General features: G+C 72.3%; 19 protein-coding genes. 6 read left to right on the top strand and 13 right to left on the bottom strand.

Translation table 11 applies throughout. From position 1 onward, the window contains the following. Positions 1-12: 12 nt before the first annotated feature. Complete coding sequence (locus ACH4B3_RS26915) at positions 13-270, bottom strand: zinc-binding dehydrogenase (RefSeq protein WP_398467107.1); 258 nt, start codon at positions 268-270, stop codon at positions 13-15. A gap of 116 nt (positions 271-386) precedes the next feature. On the opposite strand from ACH4B3_RS26915, the gene ACH4B3_RS26910 reads away from it, so the two are divergent. After that, a complete protein-coding gene (locus ACH4B3_RS26910; RefSeq protein ID WP_398466955.1) occupies positions 387-953 on the top strand; it encodes a DinB family protein in 567 nt (188 codons plus the stop codon). Positions 954-1,203: 250 nt separating this feature from the next. Here the strand turns inward: ACH4B3_RS26910 and ACH4B3_RS26905 are convergent, their stop codons facing one another. Both ACH4B3_RS26905 and ACH4B3_RS26900 read right to left on the bottom strand, forming a co-directional pair. Then, the gene (locus ACH4B3_RS26905; RefSeq protein WP_398466953.1) at positions 1,204-1,407 is read right to left on the bottom strand and encodes a hypothetical protein; all 204 of its coding nucleotides are present in this window, start codon (positions 1,405-1,407) and stop codon (positions 1,204-1,206) included. A gap of 11 nt (positions 1,408-1,418) precedes the next feature. After that, positions 1,419-2,354 carry a lipase gene (locus ACH4B3_RS26900; RefSeq protein WP_398466951.1) on the bottom strand — a complete coding sequence of 312 codons (936 nt, stop codon included), beginning with the start codon at positions 2,352-2,354 and terminating at the stop codon, positions 1,419-1,421. A 308-nt stretch (positions 2,355-2,662) separates the two neighbouring features. Between ACH4B3_RS26900 and ACH4B3_RS26895 the strand changes: the two genes are divergently transcribed. Continuing rightward, positions 2,663-3,904 carry a low temperature requirement protein A gene (locus tag ACH4B3_RS26895; RefSeq protein ID WP_398466949.1) on the top strand — a complete coding sequence of 414 codons (1,242 nt, stop codon included), beginning with the start codon at positions 2,663-2,665 and terminating at the stop codon, positions 3,902-3,904. Positions 3,905-4,167: 263 nt separating this feature from the next. Here ACH4B3_RS26895 and ACH4B3_RS26890 read toward each other — a convergent pair whose 3' ends face one another. Next, positions 4,168-4,617 (bottom strand): carboxymuconolactone decarboxylase family protein, encoded by a 450-nt coding sequence (locus tag ACH4B3_RS26890; RefSeq protein ID WP_398466947.1) that lies wholly within the window; start codon positions 4,615-4,617, stop codon positions 4,168-4,170. Between the two features lie 83 nt (positions 4,618-4,700). Here ACH4B3_RS26890 and ACH4B3_RS26885 point away from each other — a divergent pair, with 83 nt between their 5' ends. Continuing rightward, a complete protein-coding gene (locus ACH4B3_RS26885; protein WP_398466945.1) occupies positions 4,701-5,579 on the top strand; it encodes a sigma-70 family RNA polymerase sigma factor in 879 nt (292 codons plus the stop codon). A 398-nt stretch (positions 5,580-5,977) separates the two neighbouring features. Here ACH4B3_RS26885 and ACH4B3_RS26880 read toward each other — a convergent pair whose 3' ends face one another. Then, positions 5,978-6,361, bottom strand: coding sequence for a VOC family protein (locus ACH4B3_RS26880; RefSeq protein WP_398466943.1), 384 nt, complete (start codon positions 6,359-6,361; stop codon positions 5,978-5,980). Positions 6,362-6,605: 244 nt separating this feature from the next. Then, positions 6,606-7,157: a CGNR zinc finger domain-containing protein gene (locus ACH4B3_RS26875; protein ID WP_398466941.1), complete on the bottom strand. Its 552-nt coding sequence runs from the start codon at positions 7,155-7,157 to the stop codon at positions 6,606-6,608. A gap of 466 nt (positions 7,158-7,623) precedes the next feature. Between ACH4B3_RS26875 and ACH4B3_RS26870 the strand changes: the two genes are divergently transcribed. Then, positions 7,624-8,097, top strand: coding sequence for a hypothetical protein (locus ACH4B3_RS26870; RefSeq protein WP_398466939.1), 474 nt, complete (start codon positions 7,624-7,626; stop codon positions 8,095-8,097). A gap of 526 nt (positions 8,098-8,623) precedes the next feature. Further along, positions 8,624-9,199, top strand: a complete 576-nt coding sequence (locus ACH4B3_RS26865; RefSeq protein ID WP_398466937.1) for a dihydrofolate reductase family protein — start codon at positions 8,624-8,626, stop codon at positions 9,197-9,199. Here the strand turns inward: ACH4B3_RS26865 and ACH4B3_RS26860 are convergent. From ACH4B3_RS26860 to ACH4B3_RS26840, 5 genes are all read right to left on the bottom strand, one after another. Continuing rightward, the gene (locus ACH4B3_RS26860) at positions 9,181-9,894 is read right to left on the bottom strand and encodes a helix-turn-helix domain-containing protein (protein WP_398466935.1); all 714 of its coding nucleotides are present in this window, start codon (positions 9,892-9,894) and stop codon (positions 9,181-9,183) included. The two genes, ACH4B3_RS26865 and ACH4B3_RS26860, sit on opposite strands and share 19 nt — an antisense overlap. Positions 9,895-10,100: 206 nt before the next feature. Beyond that, complete coding sequence (locus ACH4B3_RS26855) at positions 10,101-10,664, bottom strand: DinB family protein (protein WP_398466934.1); 564 nt, start codon at positions 10,662-10,664, stop codon at positions 10,101-10,103. A gap of 153 nt (positions 10,665-10,817) precedes the next feature. Next, positions 10,818-11,981 carry an amidohydrolase family protein gene (locus tag ACH4B3_RS26850; RefSeq protein WP_398466932.1) on the bottom strand — a complete coding sequence of 388 codons (1,164 nt, stop codon included), beginning with the start codon at positions 11,979-11,981 and terminating at the stop codon, positions 10,818-10,820. Between the two features lie 654 nt (positions 11,982-12,635). Then, entirely contained in the window at positions 12,636-14,204 is a 1,569-nt protein-coding gene (locus ACH4B3_RS26845) for an FAD-dependent oxidoreductase (protein ID WP_398466930.1), read from the bottom strand. 288 nt (positions 14,205-14,492) lie between these two features. Further along, positions 14,493-15,146 carry a DUF2867 domain-containing protein gene (locus ACH4B3_RS26840; protein WP_398466928.1) on the bottom strand — a complete coding sequence of 218 codons (654 nt, stop codon included), beginning with the start codon at positions 15,144-15,146 and terminating at the stop codon, positions 14,493-14,495. Between the two features lie 220 nt (positions 15,147-15,366). Here ACH4B3_RS26840 and ACH4B3_RS26835 point away from each other — a divergent pair, with 220 nt between their 5' ends. Continuing rightward, a complete protein-coding gene (locus tag ACH4B3_RS26835; protein WP_398466926.1) occupies positions 15,367-16,020 on the top strand; it encodes a TetR/AcrR family transcriptional regulator in 654 nt (217 codons plus the stop codon). 301 nt (positions 16,021-16,321) lie between these two features. Here ACH4B3_RS26835 and ACH4B3_RS26830 read toward each other — a convergent pair whose 3' ends face one another. Both ACH4B3_RS26830 and ACH4B3_RS26825 read right to left on the bottom strand, forming a co-directional pair. Beyond that, positions 16,322-16,672 (bottom strand): hypothetical protein, encoded by a 351-nt coding sequence (locus tag ACH4B3_RS26830; protein WP_398466924.1) that lies wholly within the window; start codon positions 16,670-16,672, stop codon positions 16,322-16,324. A 98-nt stretch (positions 16,673-16,770) separates the two neighbouring features. Beyond that, on the bottom strand, positions 16,771-18,132 hold the full coding sequence (locus tag ACH4B3_RS26825; RefSeq protein ID WP_398466922.1) for an SMI1/KNR4 family protein: 1,362 nt from the start codon (positions 18,130-18,132) through the stop codon (positions 16,771-16,773). Positions 18,133-18,317: the final 185 nt, after the last annotated feature.

Raw genomic sequence — 18,317 nt, 5'->3', positions numbered from 1 at the left:
GCCGGCGAGGGTTCAGGCCCTGCCCGAAACGCTGGTGCGGCGAGGCCGGGGAAGGTAGTGACGTCCGCCCCGGGGACGCGGTGGGCACGTCCGCGGCCGGCCGGGTCGGAGGGCGGGGTCGATGACGATCTTCCCGACGTGCTCCCGCTTCCCGAACTCCTCCTGTGCCGTGTGCGGACGGGAGAGCGGGTAGCGGTGATGGACGAGCGGCCGGACGCGGCCGTGCCGGGCCGCGTCGACGAGCTGGGCGAACTGCGCGGCGGTGTGCAGGGAGGACCCGACGTAACCGACGTCGGGCGCCCCGGCATGACAACGGCGGCCCCGGTAGGAGAACGGCGGCCCCGGCAGGAGAACTCAGTGGCGGACACGGGCTGCCGCGGACCAGCATGGGACGCATGAGTGATCAACCCGCGCGATGGACCCAGGCGACCGTCTACCCCGACATGTGGGCCGATCCGGCCGACGACCCTCGCAACCACGAGGACAGCCCGGAAGGCGAGCACGCCACACTGCTGGACTTCCTGACGAACTACCGCATCACCCTGAAAATGAAATGCGAGGGCCTGGATCCGGAACAGCTGGCCCGGCGGGCGGTTCCGCCGTCGACGATGTCGCTGCTCGGTCTGCTCCGGCACCTCGCCGAGGTGGAACGCGACTGGCGCAACTGGATCACGGAAGGCGACCCGCTGCCGAAGCTGTACGGCGAGAAGGACGGGGATTTCGACGGGGCCGTGGCCGAACAGGCCGTGGTCGACGCCGCGTACGCCGATCTGGAACGCGAGCAGCACGCGACCGACGCCGCACTGGCCGGGCACCCGGGCCTGGGGGAGCGGGTGGGGAAGGAGCGGATCGCGATCCGGGAGCTGCTGGTGCACAGGATCGAGGAGTACGCCCGGCACTGCGGACACGCCGACCTGCTGCGCGAGTGCGTCGACGGGAGGGTCGGCCAGTGACGCGACCCGGCCCGCCACACCGGCACGGCATGCCCAACGGGCTGACCGGACCCCAGGCCGAAACTGCGCGCGAAACGCTGGGCCGCGCCGCGGGCGCCTGAGGTGTGGCGGGAAGCGGGCCGGCCGCGCCCCGGTGCCGCTGGCCGGGCACCGGGGTGGCGGCGCCGTGCCCGGCAGCGTCTCGCGGGCGGGGCCCGCGGGTGAGGACCGGCAGGTACCGCCGCGGCGCGGCGCGAGCCGGGCCGGCGGCCTACCGGCCGAAGGCGGTCTGCAGGCCCAGACCCACCTCCGCGAACCGCTTGCCGATCCGCCGGTAGCCGGCCGCGTTCGGGTGCAGGCCGTCCGGCAGGTCATGGACGTCGCCGGGGCCGAACAGCTCACGCCCGTCCAGGTAGTGCAGGTTCCGGTCGTGTCTGCCACGCTCCTCGACGATCCGGGCGAGCGTGTCACGCACGACGTTCAGCGTCAGGGCGCCCCGAGCCACGTCGGCGCGGGCACCGCGGCCTTGATCCCCTCGGGCGTCCGGACACCGGGGCCCGGGGTGTCCTCGACCGCCGGACAGGTGATCGGCGAGATCAGCAGCAGCGGGGTGTCGGGGTGGCCGTCGCGGACCGTGTCGAGGAAGCCGTGCACCGCCGGAAGGAAGGTGCGCCGCCGGAACGATGCGGCGTTGACGATGTTGATGCCCACCTTGACGCTGATCAGATCGGCCGGGGTGTCCCGGATGGTGCGCGCGACGTAGGGGTCGAGCATCGCGTTCCCGGCCTGGCTGAGGTTGACCAGGTCCACTTCGGCGATCGCGGCGGCCACGGCCGGCCAGGTGCCGGTGGGAGAGTCCGCCTCGACGCAGTGGCTGATGGAACTCCCATGGTGCACCCAGCGGCGGCGGCCGTTCGGCGCGGGCGGCACGACCTCGGCGCCCGCGCGCAGCGCGATCAGTTCGGTGCGCACCTGCTGAGGCAGCCACAGCTCGACCTCCTTCACCCCGGCCGCCAGCCCGGCGAACCGCACGGTGCCGGGGGCACCGGGCTCGAGCCGCCGTTCACCGCGCGGCTCGGACAGGCGCAGGACGTTGCCGACCGGTACCTCGGCCCGGCCGGCCGGCTCCCCGTCCACCACCAGTTCCACCAGCCCCGGGCCCAACGGTTCCGGCTCGCCGTCGAAGTGCCACACGGTGGTCAGGACGTCGAGCTCCAGCAGACGCGCCCCGGTGCGGAACGCCAGCCGGACACCCGTGGGCATGTCGGCCACGCCCCGCATGAACGCGTCCGGGTACTGCGCCCTGGTCCACGCGGGCAGCCGCAGCGGCAGCACCGCCGACTCGATGGTCTCCAGCTCCAGCGCGCCGCGGAACTCGACCGGGCCGCCGGCGAGGGGGACCTCGCGCATTGAGGTGGTCATGGTATGCCTCCGCGTCCTTCCTCTCGCTGACAGGTGATCATCAATGCGCGGGCCACCGGTTCTGTTCCCTCCGGGCGCGCACGGTGGTCGCCGCACCGCGGGCACCGCTGGGAACCGCCGTACACCGGCCCGGCGAGGAGTCGCCGAGGTGGCCTTCCCCCGAGGCCCCTCGGACACGCAGCGGCCCGGCAGTTGACGGGAGCGCGGGTGGTCGCGAGGGTGCGTTCGGCCCTTGATGGCGCCGGTATCCTGCGTGCGAATCAGCCAGACCACCTGTTCCAACTGCTGGACTCGCAAAGGGAGAAGCCGTGCCGACTGGTAGAGGGCGTTCCCGGATGATCGCCACCGAGGACGGTCACCGGGTGACGCCCGCCGAGCTGTTTTTCGACCTGGTGTTCGTGTATGCGATCACGCAGGTCACCGCGCTGATGGCGGCCGATCCCACGCCTCTGCGGGTCTTCGGGGCGGCGGTTGTGCTGGCACTGCTGTGGTGGTGCTGGTGCTGCTTCGCCTGGCTGGGCAACGTGGTCCGCGCGGACTCGGGGGCGATGTTCGCCGTGCTGGTCACGGTGATGGCCGTAGTCCTGATCATGTCGCTCACCGTTCCCGAGGTGTTTCACGACGCGCCCGGCGGCTTGTCCGGACCGATGGTGTTCGTCCTGTGCTACGGCGCTGTGCGCGTCCTGCACCTGGTCTCGTACCGGATCTCCAGCCCTGGTGACGACCGGCTGCACGCCACGCTGCGCAGGACCGCGCTGCTGTCGGTGGCGCCGCCCTTCCTCCTGCTGCTGGTCGGCACCGCCTTCAGCGGTGTCACACAGGTGCTGATCTGGCTCGCGGCCGTGCTGATCGACTACTGCGGGGTCTACGTCACCGGGGCCTCCGGCTGGCGGGTGACCTCACCGGGGCACTTCGCCGAGCGGCACGCCCTCATCGTGATCATCGCGCTGGGCGAGTCGTTCATCGCGATCGGCGTCGGCATGTCCGGCTATCCCGTATCCGCGCCGGTACTGGCGGCCACCGCGGCAGGGCTGGCGGTCGTGGCCGGTCTGTGGCGGATGTACTTCCGGCACATAGACGAGATCGCCGAGCACCGGCTGACCTCCCTGGAAGGGGATGACCGCACGCGACTGGCACGGGACGCCTACACGTTTCTCCATCTGCCCCTGGTCGCGGGGATCGTGCTCACCGCGCTCGGCCTGAAGTCGGTGCTCCACCAGGTCGCCGACAGCGACCACTACGACCTGTCCGAGCCGCTGCACGGGGTGGTGGCGTGGGCGCTCCCCGGTGGGGCGGGCCTCTTCCTGCTGGCCGGCGTGGCGATACTGCTGCGCACCACGGGACGGAACTCGCCCGTCCTGCTGGCGGCCGGACTCGGCTGTCTGGCCGCAGGCGCCGTGGTCCCCCTGATCCCCGCACTGCTCGCGCTGGCGCTGCTGGCCTCGGCCGTGACGGCGATGGCGGTCCTGCACAGCCGTACGACACCGGACGCACCGACGGGACGGCCCGACCCGCTCGTCCCCTCCGCGGAGAGCGCACCGGCAGCCTGATCGCCCGACCGGTGCGCCGTGGACGCGGGACGGCTGAGGCCCTGCCGCTCCGTTCCATGTCCCATCGGCCACACCTGCCCCCAGGCCATCGGCCCGGGGCGGGTGCCGTCCGGACGGGTTCGGCCCGGGCGTCAGATCCCGGCCGGACGAGGCCGTGTGTCGCCTGACAGCGGCAGGGCACGGGCCCCAGGGGAGGGACGCCCCGCCACCGGCGCCGCACCGGCCCGGCCCGGGCCGGTGCGGCGCCGGGCAGCTCGCCGGGGTCACCACGTCTTGCCCGCCTGTTCCCGGACCGTGCGGTTGATCCGGTTGAAGAAGTTGGTCAGCGCGATCTCCAGGGTGATCGCGCCGAGTTGCTCCTCGCTGAAGTGGTCGGCTGCGGCCTCCCAGATCGCGTCGGTCACGCCCGGTGCGTTGTCCTGGAGCCGGGTGGCGGCCTCGGTCAGGGCGAGGGCTGCCCGCTCGCGCTCGGTGTAGAAGGGCGTCTCGCGCCACGCGACCACGTTGTGCAGCCGCTCGTCCGTCTCACCGGCCTTCCGCGCCGACTCGACCGAGGAGAAGACGCATGGGCTGCAGCCGTTGATCTGGCTGGTCCGCAGATGGACCAGGGACAGCAGGCGCTGGTCCACGCCCCCGGCGTGAATCGCCTTGTAGAGGTGCTGGATCGCTGTGATCACATCGGGGTTCGCCGGGCCGGTCGTGCGTGCTTCCATCGATGTCGCTCCTTCATCGGTTACCCGAGCCCGTCCGGGCCCGTCATCACCCGTGACGGAGCACAGCCGAGGAAGGTAACAACATGTCCGACACCAGTCCGGCGGAGCCGGTGGCAGAGGCGTTCGAGGCCCAACGCGACCGGCTGCGCGCGGTCGCCTACCGCATGCTCGGATCGCACGCCGACGCCGAAGACGTGGTCCAGGAGGCATGGCTGCGCCTCTCCCGCCAGGACACGTCGGGTATCCACAACCTCGCCGGCTGGCTGACCACGGTGGTCGGCCGGATCAGCCTCGACGTCCTGAGATCGCGGCAGGCCCGCCCGGAGGCGCCCTACGACGACGGCCCGTCCGAGCTGGTGGTGACGGTGGAGGACAGCCCTGCCCCCGAGGACGAGGCGGTGCTCGCCGACTCCGTCGGGGTCGCGCTGTTCGTCGTCCTGGAGTCGCTCGGGCCGAACGAGCGGCTGGCGTTCGTGCTGCACGACCTGTTCGCGGTGCCGTTCGACGAGATCGGCCGGATCCTCGGCAAGTCCACCGCCGCCACCAAGATGCTCGCCAGCCGCGCCCGCCGGAAGGTGCGGGCGGTGGAGCGGCCGGACGGCGTCGGACGGGAGCAGCGCGAGGTGGTCCAGGCCTTCCTGGCGGCGGCTCGCCGGGGCGACTTCGAGGAGTTGCTGCGGGTGCTCGACCCGGAGGTGAAACTGACCGTCGACACCCCGTCCGGTGTGGTCGTCACCCTCGGCGCCACCAAGGTCGCGGCCGGCGCGCGACTGTCCGCCGGCGCAGCCGCGCAGGGGCGGACGGTGCTCGTCGACGGCGCGCCGGGGATCGTTTCCTGGCGCGAGGACGGCACCCCGCTGTCGGTCGTCGCGTTCACCGTCGCCGGCGGCCGGGTCGCCGGCATCACGATCGTCATCGACCCGGCCAAGCTCGCGCTGATGGACCTGCCGGCTCCGGCGTGAACCCCTGGACGGCTTCCGTGCGCAAGCCGGGGTGTTCGGGAGACCGCCGAGGCGGTCGGCGTCCGGCTCGCCGGACGCCGTCAGGTCCGGACGGAGCGCGGCGGGAGGCGGGCAGCCCGGCCGGACGACGGGCGGCCCGCGGACGACGCCTGACAGGCCGCGCGGCGCCAGGGCGGGCGGGCCGGGCCCCGGCACCGGGGCCCGGCGCAGGCGGAGACGGTGTACGCATTCGCCTGGCCACCTCACCCGGCTCCACGGCGCCTCCTGCCACGCCAACCCGCTCCGCCCCGACCCGACACGCTCGCCGTCCGTCACGAAGCGACCGTCCTCGACGCGGCCCTCGACGAACGGCTGTGACCAGCACTCATCCGAAGCGGGCCAGTGTGGTCGCCGACTCGTCAGGAGGACCTGGCGGCTCGGTCGGACTCGCTGCGCAGAATGCAGAATTCGTTGCCTTCGGGATCAGCGAGGACCGCCCAGCCGGAGCCATCGGGATTCCGGTGGTCGGCGACCAGGGTGGCGCCAAGGCCCAGCAGCCGTTCGACCTCCTGCTCACGCGAGGTCTCCGGGCGCAGACACAGATGGATCCGGTTCTTGATCGACTTGGCTTCGGGCACCTGGTTGAAGTGCAGCACCGGACCCTCCGCCAGCAACACCTGGACCTCCGGATCACCGGGTTCGTCCTCCGGATGCAGCGGGCGGCCGGTCACCTCGCTCCAGAACCGGGCCAGCCCATAGGCATCCGCACAGTCAATCGCCACGTTCTGCAATACCGAGACCATGCACCAGAGCCTTCCTGATTTCCACGCCGGAAGCCACCGAGTCGTGCTCGTCCGTCGGGAGGGCGGTTCCGGTCCTGCGATGGTCGTCGAGCCGGACCGGTGCGACACGGCGGATCCGGCTGCCCTCGCCGGGACCGGAACTGGAAGTCTGACATGGCCGCCCCTGAGGAAGGAACCGGCTGCCCTCGCCGGGACCGGCGAGGCGACGGCTCCGCGGTTCGCGCGAAGCGCCTTCTGGACGGTTTCACCGGGCTTCGTGTGCGGGCGGCGGCGGGCGCGTGCCCTGGCGTCGCCCGCGGTGACGAGCCACCGCGTCGTTGTTGGCGCAGCGCACCGAGCAGTAGACACGCCGACCGTTGCGTGAGGTGTCGACGAACGCCAGACCGCAGCCCTGGCGGGCGCAGCGTCCCAGCCGGTCGGCGCCGGCGAAGCACACCACATAGCCGAGTCCGGCCGCGGTGACGGCCCGGATATGGGCGGCGGGGTCCGCCGCTTCGGCGCTGTAGTGCAGATGGGGCCGGCCGTCGTGGAGCGATATGTGGGGTCGGCTGGAGGATTCGGCGAGGAGCGCGTTGATCGCCGCACACCGTCGGTCGAGATCCTGCGGCCCGAAGCAGGCGGCGAGGCGTCGGCGCCACGTCCCTATCTCCTCGGCCTGCCGTGTGGTGAGTGCGCGGCGCGTGATGCCGTGCGCGGCGAGCAGCGGTTCGAGGTCGTCAGGGCGGGGTGCAACGGTCAGGTTGACCAGGTCCGCGGCCAGCCGAGCCGCCTCTCCGCCGTAATGGTTGAAATGCACAAAGGTTATTACAGCACCGAGTGGGGGCAGGGAGCCTCCCCTTCGACGCGGTGGCTGCGCCGGCCCCGCCCGAGCCGTGCACCCGCGCACCGGCCCGGGGAGCGAGTCGAGACGACCGGCGACCGATGTAATGGTTGAAGTGCCTTAGGCGGTGACCGCAGGCTGGCGACATGACTTCACCGTCCACGGTCACACCGTCCGACGAGGACCGCTGCCCCGTTTGCCAGGAGCCGACTGCGGAGGAGAGGCGATGGTGGACGGCGCAGTCGCACCACCGCACTTCCGAAGGCGAGGTCGAATACTGCGTCGGCGGGTGCGGTTGTCTGGTCATCCTGGTCGAGGGGGAGATCGTCAAGGCCCTGCCCCGCCGGTCCTCGGTGACCTCGGTGACCCGTACCGGCGGGCCGCGACCGGCCTCAGGGTCTCCGGGCTGCCGTGCCGGACGCGGTCAGTAGCCTCGTGCACCATGGGCATTGAGATCGATGTAGTGGTGGGTTACCCGATCAACGATGAGGTGGAGAGGGTGCTCGGGTTGGCCGAGGCGGTCGGCGAGCCCGTCACTGTCACCTTCCTGTGGGAGGGCGGTGAACCGGCGGAACGCGCGGTGATGGTGCCCGCGGCCACGCTGGCGCTCTGGGAGCACTGGGCCCCCACCGCCTGGCCGACGAGTGGTGCCGGGGACGAGAACGGGGCTGGGGTGGAGCAGCCGGAACTGGCCCACCCGGCGGAATTCGGCCCGTTCACGCTCTTTCGCCGTCGCGTGGGAGGGCGCACCGCGGTCGCACGCGACGGCGTGGTGGTCGCCGAGCTACTGAACCCCGAGGAGGCGCACTGGCTTGAGGAAAAGGCGCGCAACGTCCGCCAGGGCTTCATGGATCCGAAGCAGAAAGCGGCGTTCGAGGAGTTCCTTGCCCGGCAGGCGTCCCTCGAAGAGCAGTGACGCGCCGACGCGTGCTTCGCTGCCTGGCCCTCGATCTCCGGGCGCTGCTTCACTTCGAGCGCTCCGTGACGCTGCCTCACACCACATGTGGCGAAGGAGCGGCCACGCGCGGTGAGTTGCGCGGGCCCGGCACGGTTGACCAGTCCGGCTTCGGTCCGGCCTCGGGCTGAAGCCGGTCGCCCCCGGCCTGGGCGACCGGGTCCGTGGTGCCGCCGGTCGACGGCCTGAAGGGGTTGCGGGGCGGGGAGCGGCGCCGGTCCGGTCGGGCCCGCCGCCCGGCAACCGGCCGGGCCCCGCCCGTCGACCTGACGGCCGGCGGGCCGACACCTGCCGGCAGGAGGTGAGGGTCGAGGGGAGCCGTCCGGCGGCCGAACTCGGCATCGGGCCGGGCGGCGAGCCCGCCAAGGCCGACCGCGGCGCCGCTCCGGGACGCGCCCGCACCCGCTGTCGTTTCCGTCCAAGACGCCCCCGCGGCCGCGATCTAGGCTGAACCCAGCAGCTCGCCCGATCATGAGGAGACAGCACCATGCGTAAGCTGGTCTACACCGGTTTCATGTCGCTCGACGGCGTCGTGGACTCGCCCGGCGGGCCGGAGGAGGGGCACCGCAGCGGCGGCTGGGTGGTCAAGGACCTCGAATTCGTCCCGGAGGCATGGTCGCTGAAGAGCGAGGAGCTCGCCGACACGACGGCGCTCATGTTCGGCCGCCGCAGCTACGAGGCGTTCGCGTCGGTCTGGCCCGGTTCGCAGGACCACGCCGACTACAAGGAACTGCCCAAGTACGTCGTGTCGACCACGCTGTCCGACGACGCCCTCGTCGACGGGTGGGGGCCGACGACCATCCTGCGCTCGACCGAGGACGTCGCCGCGCTCAAGGAGGGCGAGGGCGGTGCGATCTACATCCACGGAAGCGCGGAGCTGGCCGGGCGGCTGTCCGACGCGGGCCTGATCGACCAGTACAACCTGCTGGTCTTCCCCGTGCTGCTCGGCGCCGGGAAGAGCCTGTTCGGCCGGGCCGATCGCGACAAGCAGATGCTGAGGCTGCGGGAGTCGGAAACCTACTCGAACGGGATCCAGAAGCTGGTCTACGACGTCAAGCGCTGATCCAGGGCGAGGGCGATCGCGCCGCCGGTGCGCTCGCGCAGCTGCCCGGCGGTGCGTCCGACATAACTGCGCAACGCCCGGGCCAGGTGCGGCTCGTCGAAGTAGTCGAGTTTGGCGACGACATCGGCGGCCGGGTTGCCGGCCGCCAGCAGCTCCGCCGCCGTGCGGGCCCGCTCGATCTGCCGGACGGCGCCCCGCGTCAGACCGGTCGCGGCGCGGAACCGGCGCTCCACCGTGCGCCCTGAGACAGCCGGGCTCTGATGACTCCGCAGTACCTCGGCGACGAGCGGGTCACGGACCACGATCCCGGCCCGGACCAGACGCTCGACCAGGGCCTCGGCGTCGTCCGGGCCGGGTGTCTCCCAGCGGGTGCCGTCCAGTCGGAACGTCCGGCGCTCGGTATCCGGGAGCTCGACCCCGCCGTCGACCAACGAAGGCGTCGGCACGGCCCGCAACGAGGTGCCCAGAGCGAACTCGATCCCCGTGAAGGCCGCGCCCTCCGGTACCGGCACCGTGCCGGTCCGCGTCTCGGGACCGGTGATGCCCGCGTACGCCCGGCCGTCCTGTTCCCAGAACACCAGGCCCCAGTGCACCCCCGCGACCGACGTCATCGCCGTGACCTGCCCGCTCGTGCAGGTCCACACGGTGCCGACCCACGGCGAGTCGGATCGGCGTGTCTCGAAGCGCAGTTCCACGGGCGAAGGATACGACGCGTGGTAGCCGACGAACCGACCCGGATCGATCGCGAAACCGCACCGGAGCACTCACACCGCATCACGGCGGGGCGGGGTGCGCCGCGGTGCGGGGAACGGCACCGTCCACCTCACCACGGATCAGCGTGGTGTGGCTGCCGGGGTCGTGACGACGTACGGGAAGCTCTCGATCGCCGGTGGTCCGGAGGTCATGTTCGGCGCGGTACGGCTCCGTCCTGCCAGCGGTAGAGGTCGCGCAGCAGGGAAATCTCGGCGCCGTGATGGATCAGCTCCCTGTTGACGTGCAGGACGATGCCCTCCATGGGAAACCGCTCGGGACCCACCGTGGGCGGATTCTCCAGGTCGGCGTCCGAGAGCTCGCGGACCCCCGCGTTCCATCTCCCGTACATGTCATCGAGCTGCCGTAGCGCCTCGTCAGCGGTCCCCGCGTAGGCGAAGGTCCGGGAGTCGACGTCCTGGCCGCCGAAGTGCCATCCGACCCGATAACCCAGGCAGGAGACGATGATGTGAGCCAGCCGCCAGGCAATCGTGGTCACCGGCGCCGGCACCGGGTCAGGCGACGCGGCGTCCATCGTCCATTCCCCCGAACCTGCCGATATCGGTGCGGCCGTCGTGCCACGTGGGCGGATGCTCCAGCAGCCGCGCACCGGCTCCCAGAAGTACTCCTCGTCGGCCAGACCGTGCAGCCGCGGCCGCAGGTTCTTGTGCCAGTGCCGGTCCAGTTGGTCCGCGAGTCGCTCGCTTCTTGTCATCTCCGCACACTACAGACAACGGAGGCTGCGCCCCTGGCGGACGCCGTCGCCGGCCGCGGGCCGCGAGGGCGTACCGCACCGGGAGATGCCCCTGGGGGCTGGTGTGCCTTCGGGCCGCGCCGCCGCGAGCGGCTGTTTCGACATGGCCGCCGGTCAGACCGCGGGGCGGCGGGCGGGCTGGGGCGGTGGGTCGGCCCGGTGATGTCGTTTCCGGGCGGACGGGGTGTGGCCGAGACCGGGCATGAGACGGAGGGCGTTGTCGCGGTTGATGCCGCGGCGCTGGTGGTGGGTGAAGGCGTGGTCGGTGTCGACGGCGGGCACGGTGATGCCGGTGATGATCTCGGCCGAGGCAGCCGGCCAGTCGGTGCCGAAAAGGATCCGGTCGGCCCCCGCGGTCGCGACGAGGGTGGCTGCCGGTGCCAGAGGGCCGGCCGTGTCGTAGTGGAAGCGGTGCAGGTGCTCCCGGACCAGGGAGGCGTCGAGGGGCGGGGTGCAGAAGTCGCCGAACGCCTCCAGCCGGGTGGCGATGTGCGGGAGGAACCCGCCGGCGTGCGGAAGGATCACCGACAGGCGCGGGTAGCGGTCGAGGGTCCTGGTGCGGATCATGTTCACCGCGGCGCGCGTGGTGTCCAGCAGGAAGTCGCACATGAAGTTGGGGATTCCCGGGACGGTGGGCACCCCTGGTGGCCCGCCCGGCAGGTCGAGCGGGTGGGTGGCGAGTACCGCGGCACGGTCGTCGAGTTCGGCCAGGACCCGGTCGTAGGAGGGGTCGCCGAGATAGACGCCGTCGTAGTTGGCCTTGACGCTCACACCGACGGCGCCCAGATCGAAGGCGCGGCCGAGCGCCCACCCGGTGAGGCCGGGATGGTCGAGCACGGCGGGGCCGAAGAAGGCGAACCGGCCGGGGTGGGCGGTCATCAGGTGGGCCAGTGACCTGAAGACGATGGTGAGCCCTTCCTTCGCCTGTGCCGCGGAGCGGTAGCGGTCCTGCATGGTGGGGTTGAGGACGGCGGTGGCGATCCCCGCCCGGTCCATCAGCGCGAGGGTGGAGTCCAGGTCCCAGCGTGCCCACCAGGGCAGGTCCCGCCGCCGTACCAGGCCCTCCCGCTCTGCCCAGTCCACCCACTCGGGGGCGGTGAAGTGGTGGTGGACGTCGATCCTCGCCCGGCCGGCGTCGTCGCCGCCCACCGAGTCCGTCCGCGGCGCACCGCCGGTGGTGAGGGCGGCGGACTGCTCCGTGGCGGCCACGGTGGCGGCCAGCGCACCGCCGGCCGCCAGCAGGCTGCGCCGTTTCACTGCCCGGTTCGGCTCAGACATCCCGGTACCCCGTCCGTGGTCGTCCGATGGTTGCGGGACCACCGTGGACCGGCCGCGAGCCCACGGCCACCGGAGCGGGCCCGTAGGGCCTGGGATTCCGCCCGGTGGGCGTAGCCGTCACGGCCGACCGGACCTGGGACCGCACCGTCGCGCGGCTCCCGGGCGGGACCGCCGGGCGCCCGGGACCGCCTGGCGGCGGCGGTACCGGGGCGGCGGCGGTACCGCGACCCGGCACCGTCCGCCCCGCGCGGCCTCGCGCCCCCGGGCCCATCGCCGCTGTCGTCACCGTCGGCCGGACGGCCGTCCGCCGTCGGCCCCGCCCGCGAGGACTGCGCGTACCCGGGCCGCGTCCCGGCCTTCAGGGATGTGCCGGCCCTCTCCGCGCGGGTCCTCGCCCGGAACGACGACGGAGCCGGCCTCTTGCCGGGCGCCGCCCCGTCCCGGCCGGTCGCCCGCCGGGGCCCGGGGGATCGGCCATGACCGACCCGGGCCCCGGCGGGGCCCACGCCGCCCACGGGCCGCGCGAGCCCCAGCGTCACGCGGTGGCCGGTCCGGGCGCTCCGCGGTCTCCGGCCCGCCGGGCCGACGCCGAGGGCCGCGAACGCCACGCGCCGGGGGCACGGTGCACGCACCCCGCCCCCGGGAAGCGGTGGGTCAGCCCGGCGTCACCGCGAGCTCCGGCACCCCGAACCACTGCTCCAGCGCCTCCGCCAGCCCGGCCGTCGACGTCGATGCCTGCGCCTCGGTGTCGGCCGCCCAGGCTGTGAAACCGTCCGGACGGATCAGCACCGCAGCCAGTTCCGGGCGGGAGGGGCAGCCGGCCGTCAGGGTGCCGACGCGGTCGGCGTATCCCGCGGCGACGGCCCGGAGGCCCGGGTCGTCGGTGAGGTCGATCAGCAGCGCCCGGCCGCCGTGGAGGTGGTCCGCGAGGCGGCTGCCGTCGGCGAGTTCGAGGTCCGGGGCGCTGCGCCCGGTCAGCGGGTGATGGCCCGGCAGCTCGTACCGCACCCCGGCACCGTTGAGCCGCGCGGTGAGGTAGGTGGTGCCCACGACCGTCCCCGCCAGGTCGCTGACGATCTCGCGCAGGGCCCGGGACTGCGGGTCCGGGCGCATGGCCGCGACCTGGGACCGGGTCCAGGCCAGGATCCCCGCGCCGACCGGGTGCCGCTCGGAGGTGTACGTGTCCAGCAGCCCTTCCGGCGCCCGGCCGCCGATCACCGCGGCGAGCTTCCAGCCCAGGTTCATCGCGTCCCCGATTCCCAGGCTCAGTCCCTGGCTCCCGAACGCGGAGTGCACGTGCGCCGCGTCGCCCGCCAGCAGCACCCGGCCCTTGCGGTACTCGGTGACCTGGCGGGCGTGGTCGGTGAAGCGGGTCGCGGTCTTGACCTCGGTGATCGTGACGTCCACGCCGGATACGCGGCGTAGCCGGGCCTGGAGGTCCTCGGCGGTGACCGGCGCGTTCCGGTCGGCCGGCGGGCCGTCGAACTCCACGGTGACGATGCGGCCCGGCATCGGCCCGTGGGCGTAGATCCCGGTGTCCGTGGTGGTCCAGCCGACCTTCAGGTCCCCGGTACCGGTCATCTCCACGATCGCCTGGTGACAGGTGATCTCCGGGTCCGTACCGGGGAATTCGAACCCCCCGAGTTTGCGGACCGTGCTGCGGCCGCCGTCGCAGCCCACGAGCCAGCCGGCGCGTATGTCCCCACCGCTGGTCCGCACGGTGACGGCCCCGTCGTCCGCGGCGAAGCCGGTCACCTCGACGCCCCGGCGCACGTCGACGCCGAGTTCGTCCGCCCGCCCGCCGAGCAGCCGTTCGATGTCCTGCTGTGCCACGAGGCTGATCTCGGCGGCGGGTCCGGCGTCGCCGAGGCCCGGCTCCGTACGGTCCACCAGGTCGGCGCGGAGCATGATCCCCGCGAAGTGCCCCACGTACCCGAGCCCCTGGCCGGCGGTCACGCCTCCGTCCCCGCCGTCCCGCTCGCGCATGAAGGCACGGAACCGGTCCATAGCCCGCCGCTGCACCTCGGCCAGCGCGGGCAGCATGCCCCGGCGGTAGAGCGCCTCGGCGCTGGGCGTGGTGATCGCCCCGCCCTTGATCGTCGGGTCCACTTCGGTGCGGCGCTCCAGGACGGCCACCCGCGCGCCTCCGAGTCGGAGCTCACATGCCAGCATCAGTCCGACCGGGCCGCCTCCGGCCACCACCACGTCATATTCATAGTCCATGGGGCCCACTATGAACGAGGGTCAGAAAGCCCTTTACACCGCCCTGACCAGCCATAACAGGCGCCGTGGTGTCAAGGGGCAGGCTCCGCGGGAGGGGCGGGGAGCCGGTTGTCCGGGTTCCTCCCCGGTTGCCTCGCCCGCCCCGCCGGTCACCCGTCCGGGGAAGCCCCCTACCGATGAAGCAAGCACGAGGAAGGCCGGTGCACGGCCACCGAAGGGGCCCGGTGATGACAGAGGTCACCCGCATGTCCGGGCGACGAAAGGGCCGCTCGCGCGTCAGGTGTCGTCTCAGCGTTGGTCCGGACGCGCGCCCGGGCCGGGGGTTCCTCCGCACATGGCCTGTGCCGCGTGCCGGTTCGGGCGGCCGTGGTCGAGCCAGGCGCGTTCCCACTGACGGGTCAGTGCCGGGTAGATGACGAGGTAGCGGAACGGAAGGATGCCGGCCATGTAGAGCCGTCCGAACAGTCCGTTGGGTTTGACCAGCGCCGCCATGCGCAGTTCGTATCCGCCGTCGCCGGTCGGCACCCAGCCCAGGTGCATGATGGTGTGGACGGTTCCGTTGCCCAGTTCGCGGGCCGCTTCGTCGTCCAGCTGGTACACCTCGGAGAACGGGTCGGTGCAGGGGGCGGCGTCGTTCGCGGTCCGGGCCAGGTCGAGGGGGAGACGGTCGCGCAGCGAGGCGACTCGTCCGCCCAGGCCCGCTCGGGGGGTGTCCCAGCCGAGCAGGGCGCCGAGCTTCCAGCGCACCGCGAACAGGAACCTGACGGCGGCCGGTTCCTTTCGGCTGTCGTAAGCCGTCTTGAGCGCTTTGAGCATCACGGGGAAGTCGCGGGGCCCGGCGCCGGGCGCCCGGAAGGACCACACGTCCTCGATGCGGAAGTCGTGGGTGAACTCGTGGATCCGCCACGGCTGGGCGTGGTGGGCGGCTTTCGGGATGCGCATCGGTCATTCCTTCCGAGCCGGTGTGCCCTGCCGGTCGGGCCGGGGCACGGCGATGGTGTCGCCGATCGTCGGGGCGTCGATGGTCGCGGCGGAGTCCGGCGCCGTCGGCGTGCACGCCGGCAGCCCGGGCGGCATGGCAGGTGGCGGCCGTACCGGAGACGCGGAACCGCCAGTTCTGGAACCGCTGGTTTCGATACTGCTGGTTCCGTATGATGCGCTCATGTCTGCTCGAAAGCAAGCTCGCAGCCAGGGGGGCCGCCCTCGGGACAGCCGCGTCGACGACGCCATCGCCTCCGCCGTCCGGCAGTTGCTGACCGAGGTGGGGTACGCGCGGGTCACGATGGCCGAGGTGGCCGCGCTAGCCGGCGTGGGCAAGGCGGCGATCTACCGCCGCCATGCGACGAAACAAGAGATGATCTTCGACGTGCTCCTGCCGGATCGGTTCCTGGCCGTGGCGCCCGACCGCGGATCGCTCCGCGCCGACCTGGCCGCCGTGCTCTCCGAGGTCGCGGACGGCATGGCCGCTCCGCCGCCGGGGACGGTCCCCGGCCTGCTCGCCGACATCCACGCCGACCCCGCGCTGCGCGACCGGTTCGACGAGAAGTACCTGGGAGCCCAGCGTCGGACCCTCGGGGAGATCCTGGACCGTGCGACCGCACGCGGTGAACTCGCCACCCGCCCCGACCCGGCTGCCCTCAACGCCCTGCTGGTCGGCCCCGTGTTCGCCTGGCTCTTCCTGCTGTCCGAATCCCCCGACCGGCTCCCCGCCCTGACCTCCGTGCTTCTCGACGCGACACTCGCCCTCACCGGTCCGGGCTCCCCGGCGCCCCAGGTCCACGGACATGGCACAGGGGACGGGCCTCTGCCGCGGTGACCGGTCAGGGAGCCCGCAGCGGGCGAGTGTCGCCATGCGTTCCGGCGGCCGCGGCGGCATGCGTTCCGGCGGCCGCGGCGGCGTGCCCGGCGGGGCGGTCGTTCGCGGGCGGCCGCGAACGGCATGAACCCGCCGTCGGCGGGCGCCGTGTGGCCATACGGCGGAACGGCCGGCGGTGCGGGATCACCGGTCCGGATAACGCACTGACACGGTGTCCGCGCACCGCCGGTGCACTCGGTCGGAATTCAGCGACGACCTGAACCATGCTGCCTGTTCACGGGAGAGAACTCGGCCGCCGCACCTATGACACTTCGTAGTACAGCGTGTAGTGGGCATCGTCCAGGTTGAATATCCCGGTCTTCGTCCCCTGCCCTTTGTCCGACTCACGGACGACGACCCTGCCGAGGTAGTCATCGCTGTCGGGGTAGTCGGACTCCAACATGACGACCGCTCCCTCGCCGTTGACCTGCCGGGTCCGGTTGATGTCGCGGTATTCGCCCTCGTCGAGCCCCGTTCCGAACCAGATGCCCTCGCCGTTGTACGACAGGTATATCTCGTCACTTCCGCTGTCTTCGGTTTCCTCGCAGGTGAAGCGGATGAAGCTTACGGTGGCTGTCATGACTGTTTCCCTTTTCCCAATCCTGTTCAGCACCTCCTCTCAATCTCCTCGCCGTGTGTCGGCCTGTCAACGTTGGTCGAATATTCTATTGAAACGGTAACGGGAGGTTCTCGCGTGTGGCGGCTCGCCGGTCATACCGCGGGGCCGAGGTCTCCTTCGAGGAGCGTCTGCACGATCTGCGGCCGGTCCCAGAGAGCCAGAATCTCGTTGGCGATCGACACGGTGTGCAGATGGTTTCGGTCGTGCACCCTGATGGCCGCGGCCTTCAGGGTGCGCGGGACGGATCCGGCGTCCAGGAGGACACGCCATTCCCGTGCGCCGAGTTCCAGGAACTCCAGTCCCGAAAGGCCGGCGACCTCCAGGGGATCGACCAGCGCGCCGGGGAAGGCGGTGAGCGTGCGCAGGCGGGGCAGCCCGGTGACCGGGGCCAGGCTGAACGGCGCACCGTCCGAGGCGTCGACGGCCAGGACTTCCAGGGCGGGGTGGGCGGCGGCCTCGACGGTCCGCAGGCCTTCGCTGCCGACCCGGGCCACGACCGGCGGCCGATCCCGGCGGCCACCGCCTTCCGCCTTCCTTCGGTCCAGGACGAAGTCGGTGAGGGAATCGGCGACGAGTTCGGCGCCGAAGCTCTGTTCGTGGTCGACCAGGATGACCTGCCCGGTGTGTCCGGACGGGCCGGGGGTCAGATCGACCGCGAACGTGTCGCCGCCGTTGGTCCCGAAGGCGATCCAGCCGGGCGAACCGGCCAGGCCCTGCACCGCGGCCCCGGGCGGAGTGCCGGCTGCCTCCGTCGACGCCTGAGCCCAGCCGGGGTGACGGGCCCCCGCGTCGATGCTGTGCAGGTCGTCCAGGCCGAAAAGCTCACAACCGACCGCGGAACCGACACGAGCCGCCGCCCCGTAGTCCTCGCCCCAGTCCTCCCATCGCGCCCGTGTCACCCGGTAAAGCACCTTGACCTCGTCGGGCAGCGCGACACCGAGGCGCGCTTCGACGGCGGCGATCTCCTCCTCCGTCGCGCCGACGGCGTCGGGCAGCCGCTCGCGCAACGTCCGCTCCAGCGACTCCAGGTCCGCGGAAGGAGCCGGAACGGACCCGAGGTACCGCTCGGGAAGGCGGCGCCACGGCTCGGCGAGGGAACCCTCGACCAGGACGAGCACCCCCAGCCCCGGGTGGCCGATGGCGCCCTCCACCGCCGGGCCGGGCCGGACCAGGCCGAGCGTGGTCCGGCCGCACGGCCGGACCTCCGCGCTGAACGCGATCTCCGTGGCTCCGCCACGGGCGAGCGCCTTCCGTATGGCCTCCACCGCGGCCCGCTCCGTCGACGACATGCGTCCCGGCAGGGGCAGACTCCAGCCGTGCCGACCGACGCGCCCCGCCACATGGATGGGCCGGGCAGAGCCTCGCTCCGCGTGGCCGGCCACCATGAGCCTCAGTACGGGCTCCCAGGTCGCGAAGTCGTCCATCGATGGCAGTGCGGATCTCCTGTCAACCATGCGCAGACCGTACGCGGAGCCGGTGACAGCGGAGGCGGCAGGGCCGCGTCGGGCCGACGGACCACCAGGGCACCCGCGCCTCCGGGCCCAGCCCCAGCCCCGGCGACCGGGCGACGGCCGGCCCTCCCGCCACCGGAAACGCGTGCGGGCCGAGACGACACATACTGGTGCCGGCAGGCGCGCCG

Source organism: Streptomyces sp. NPDC018031, assembly GCF_044327625.1.
Taxonomy (GTDB): Bacteria; Actinomycetota; Actinomycetes; order Streptomycetales; family Streptomycetaceae; genus Streptomyces.
This window is presented reverse-complemented; position numbering and strand designations above follow the sequence as displayed.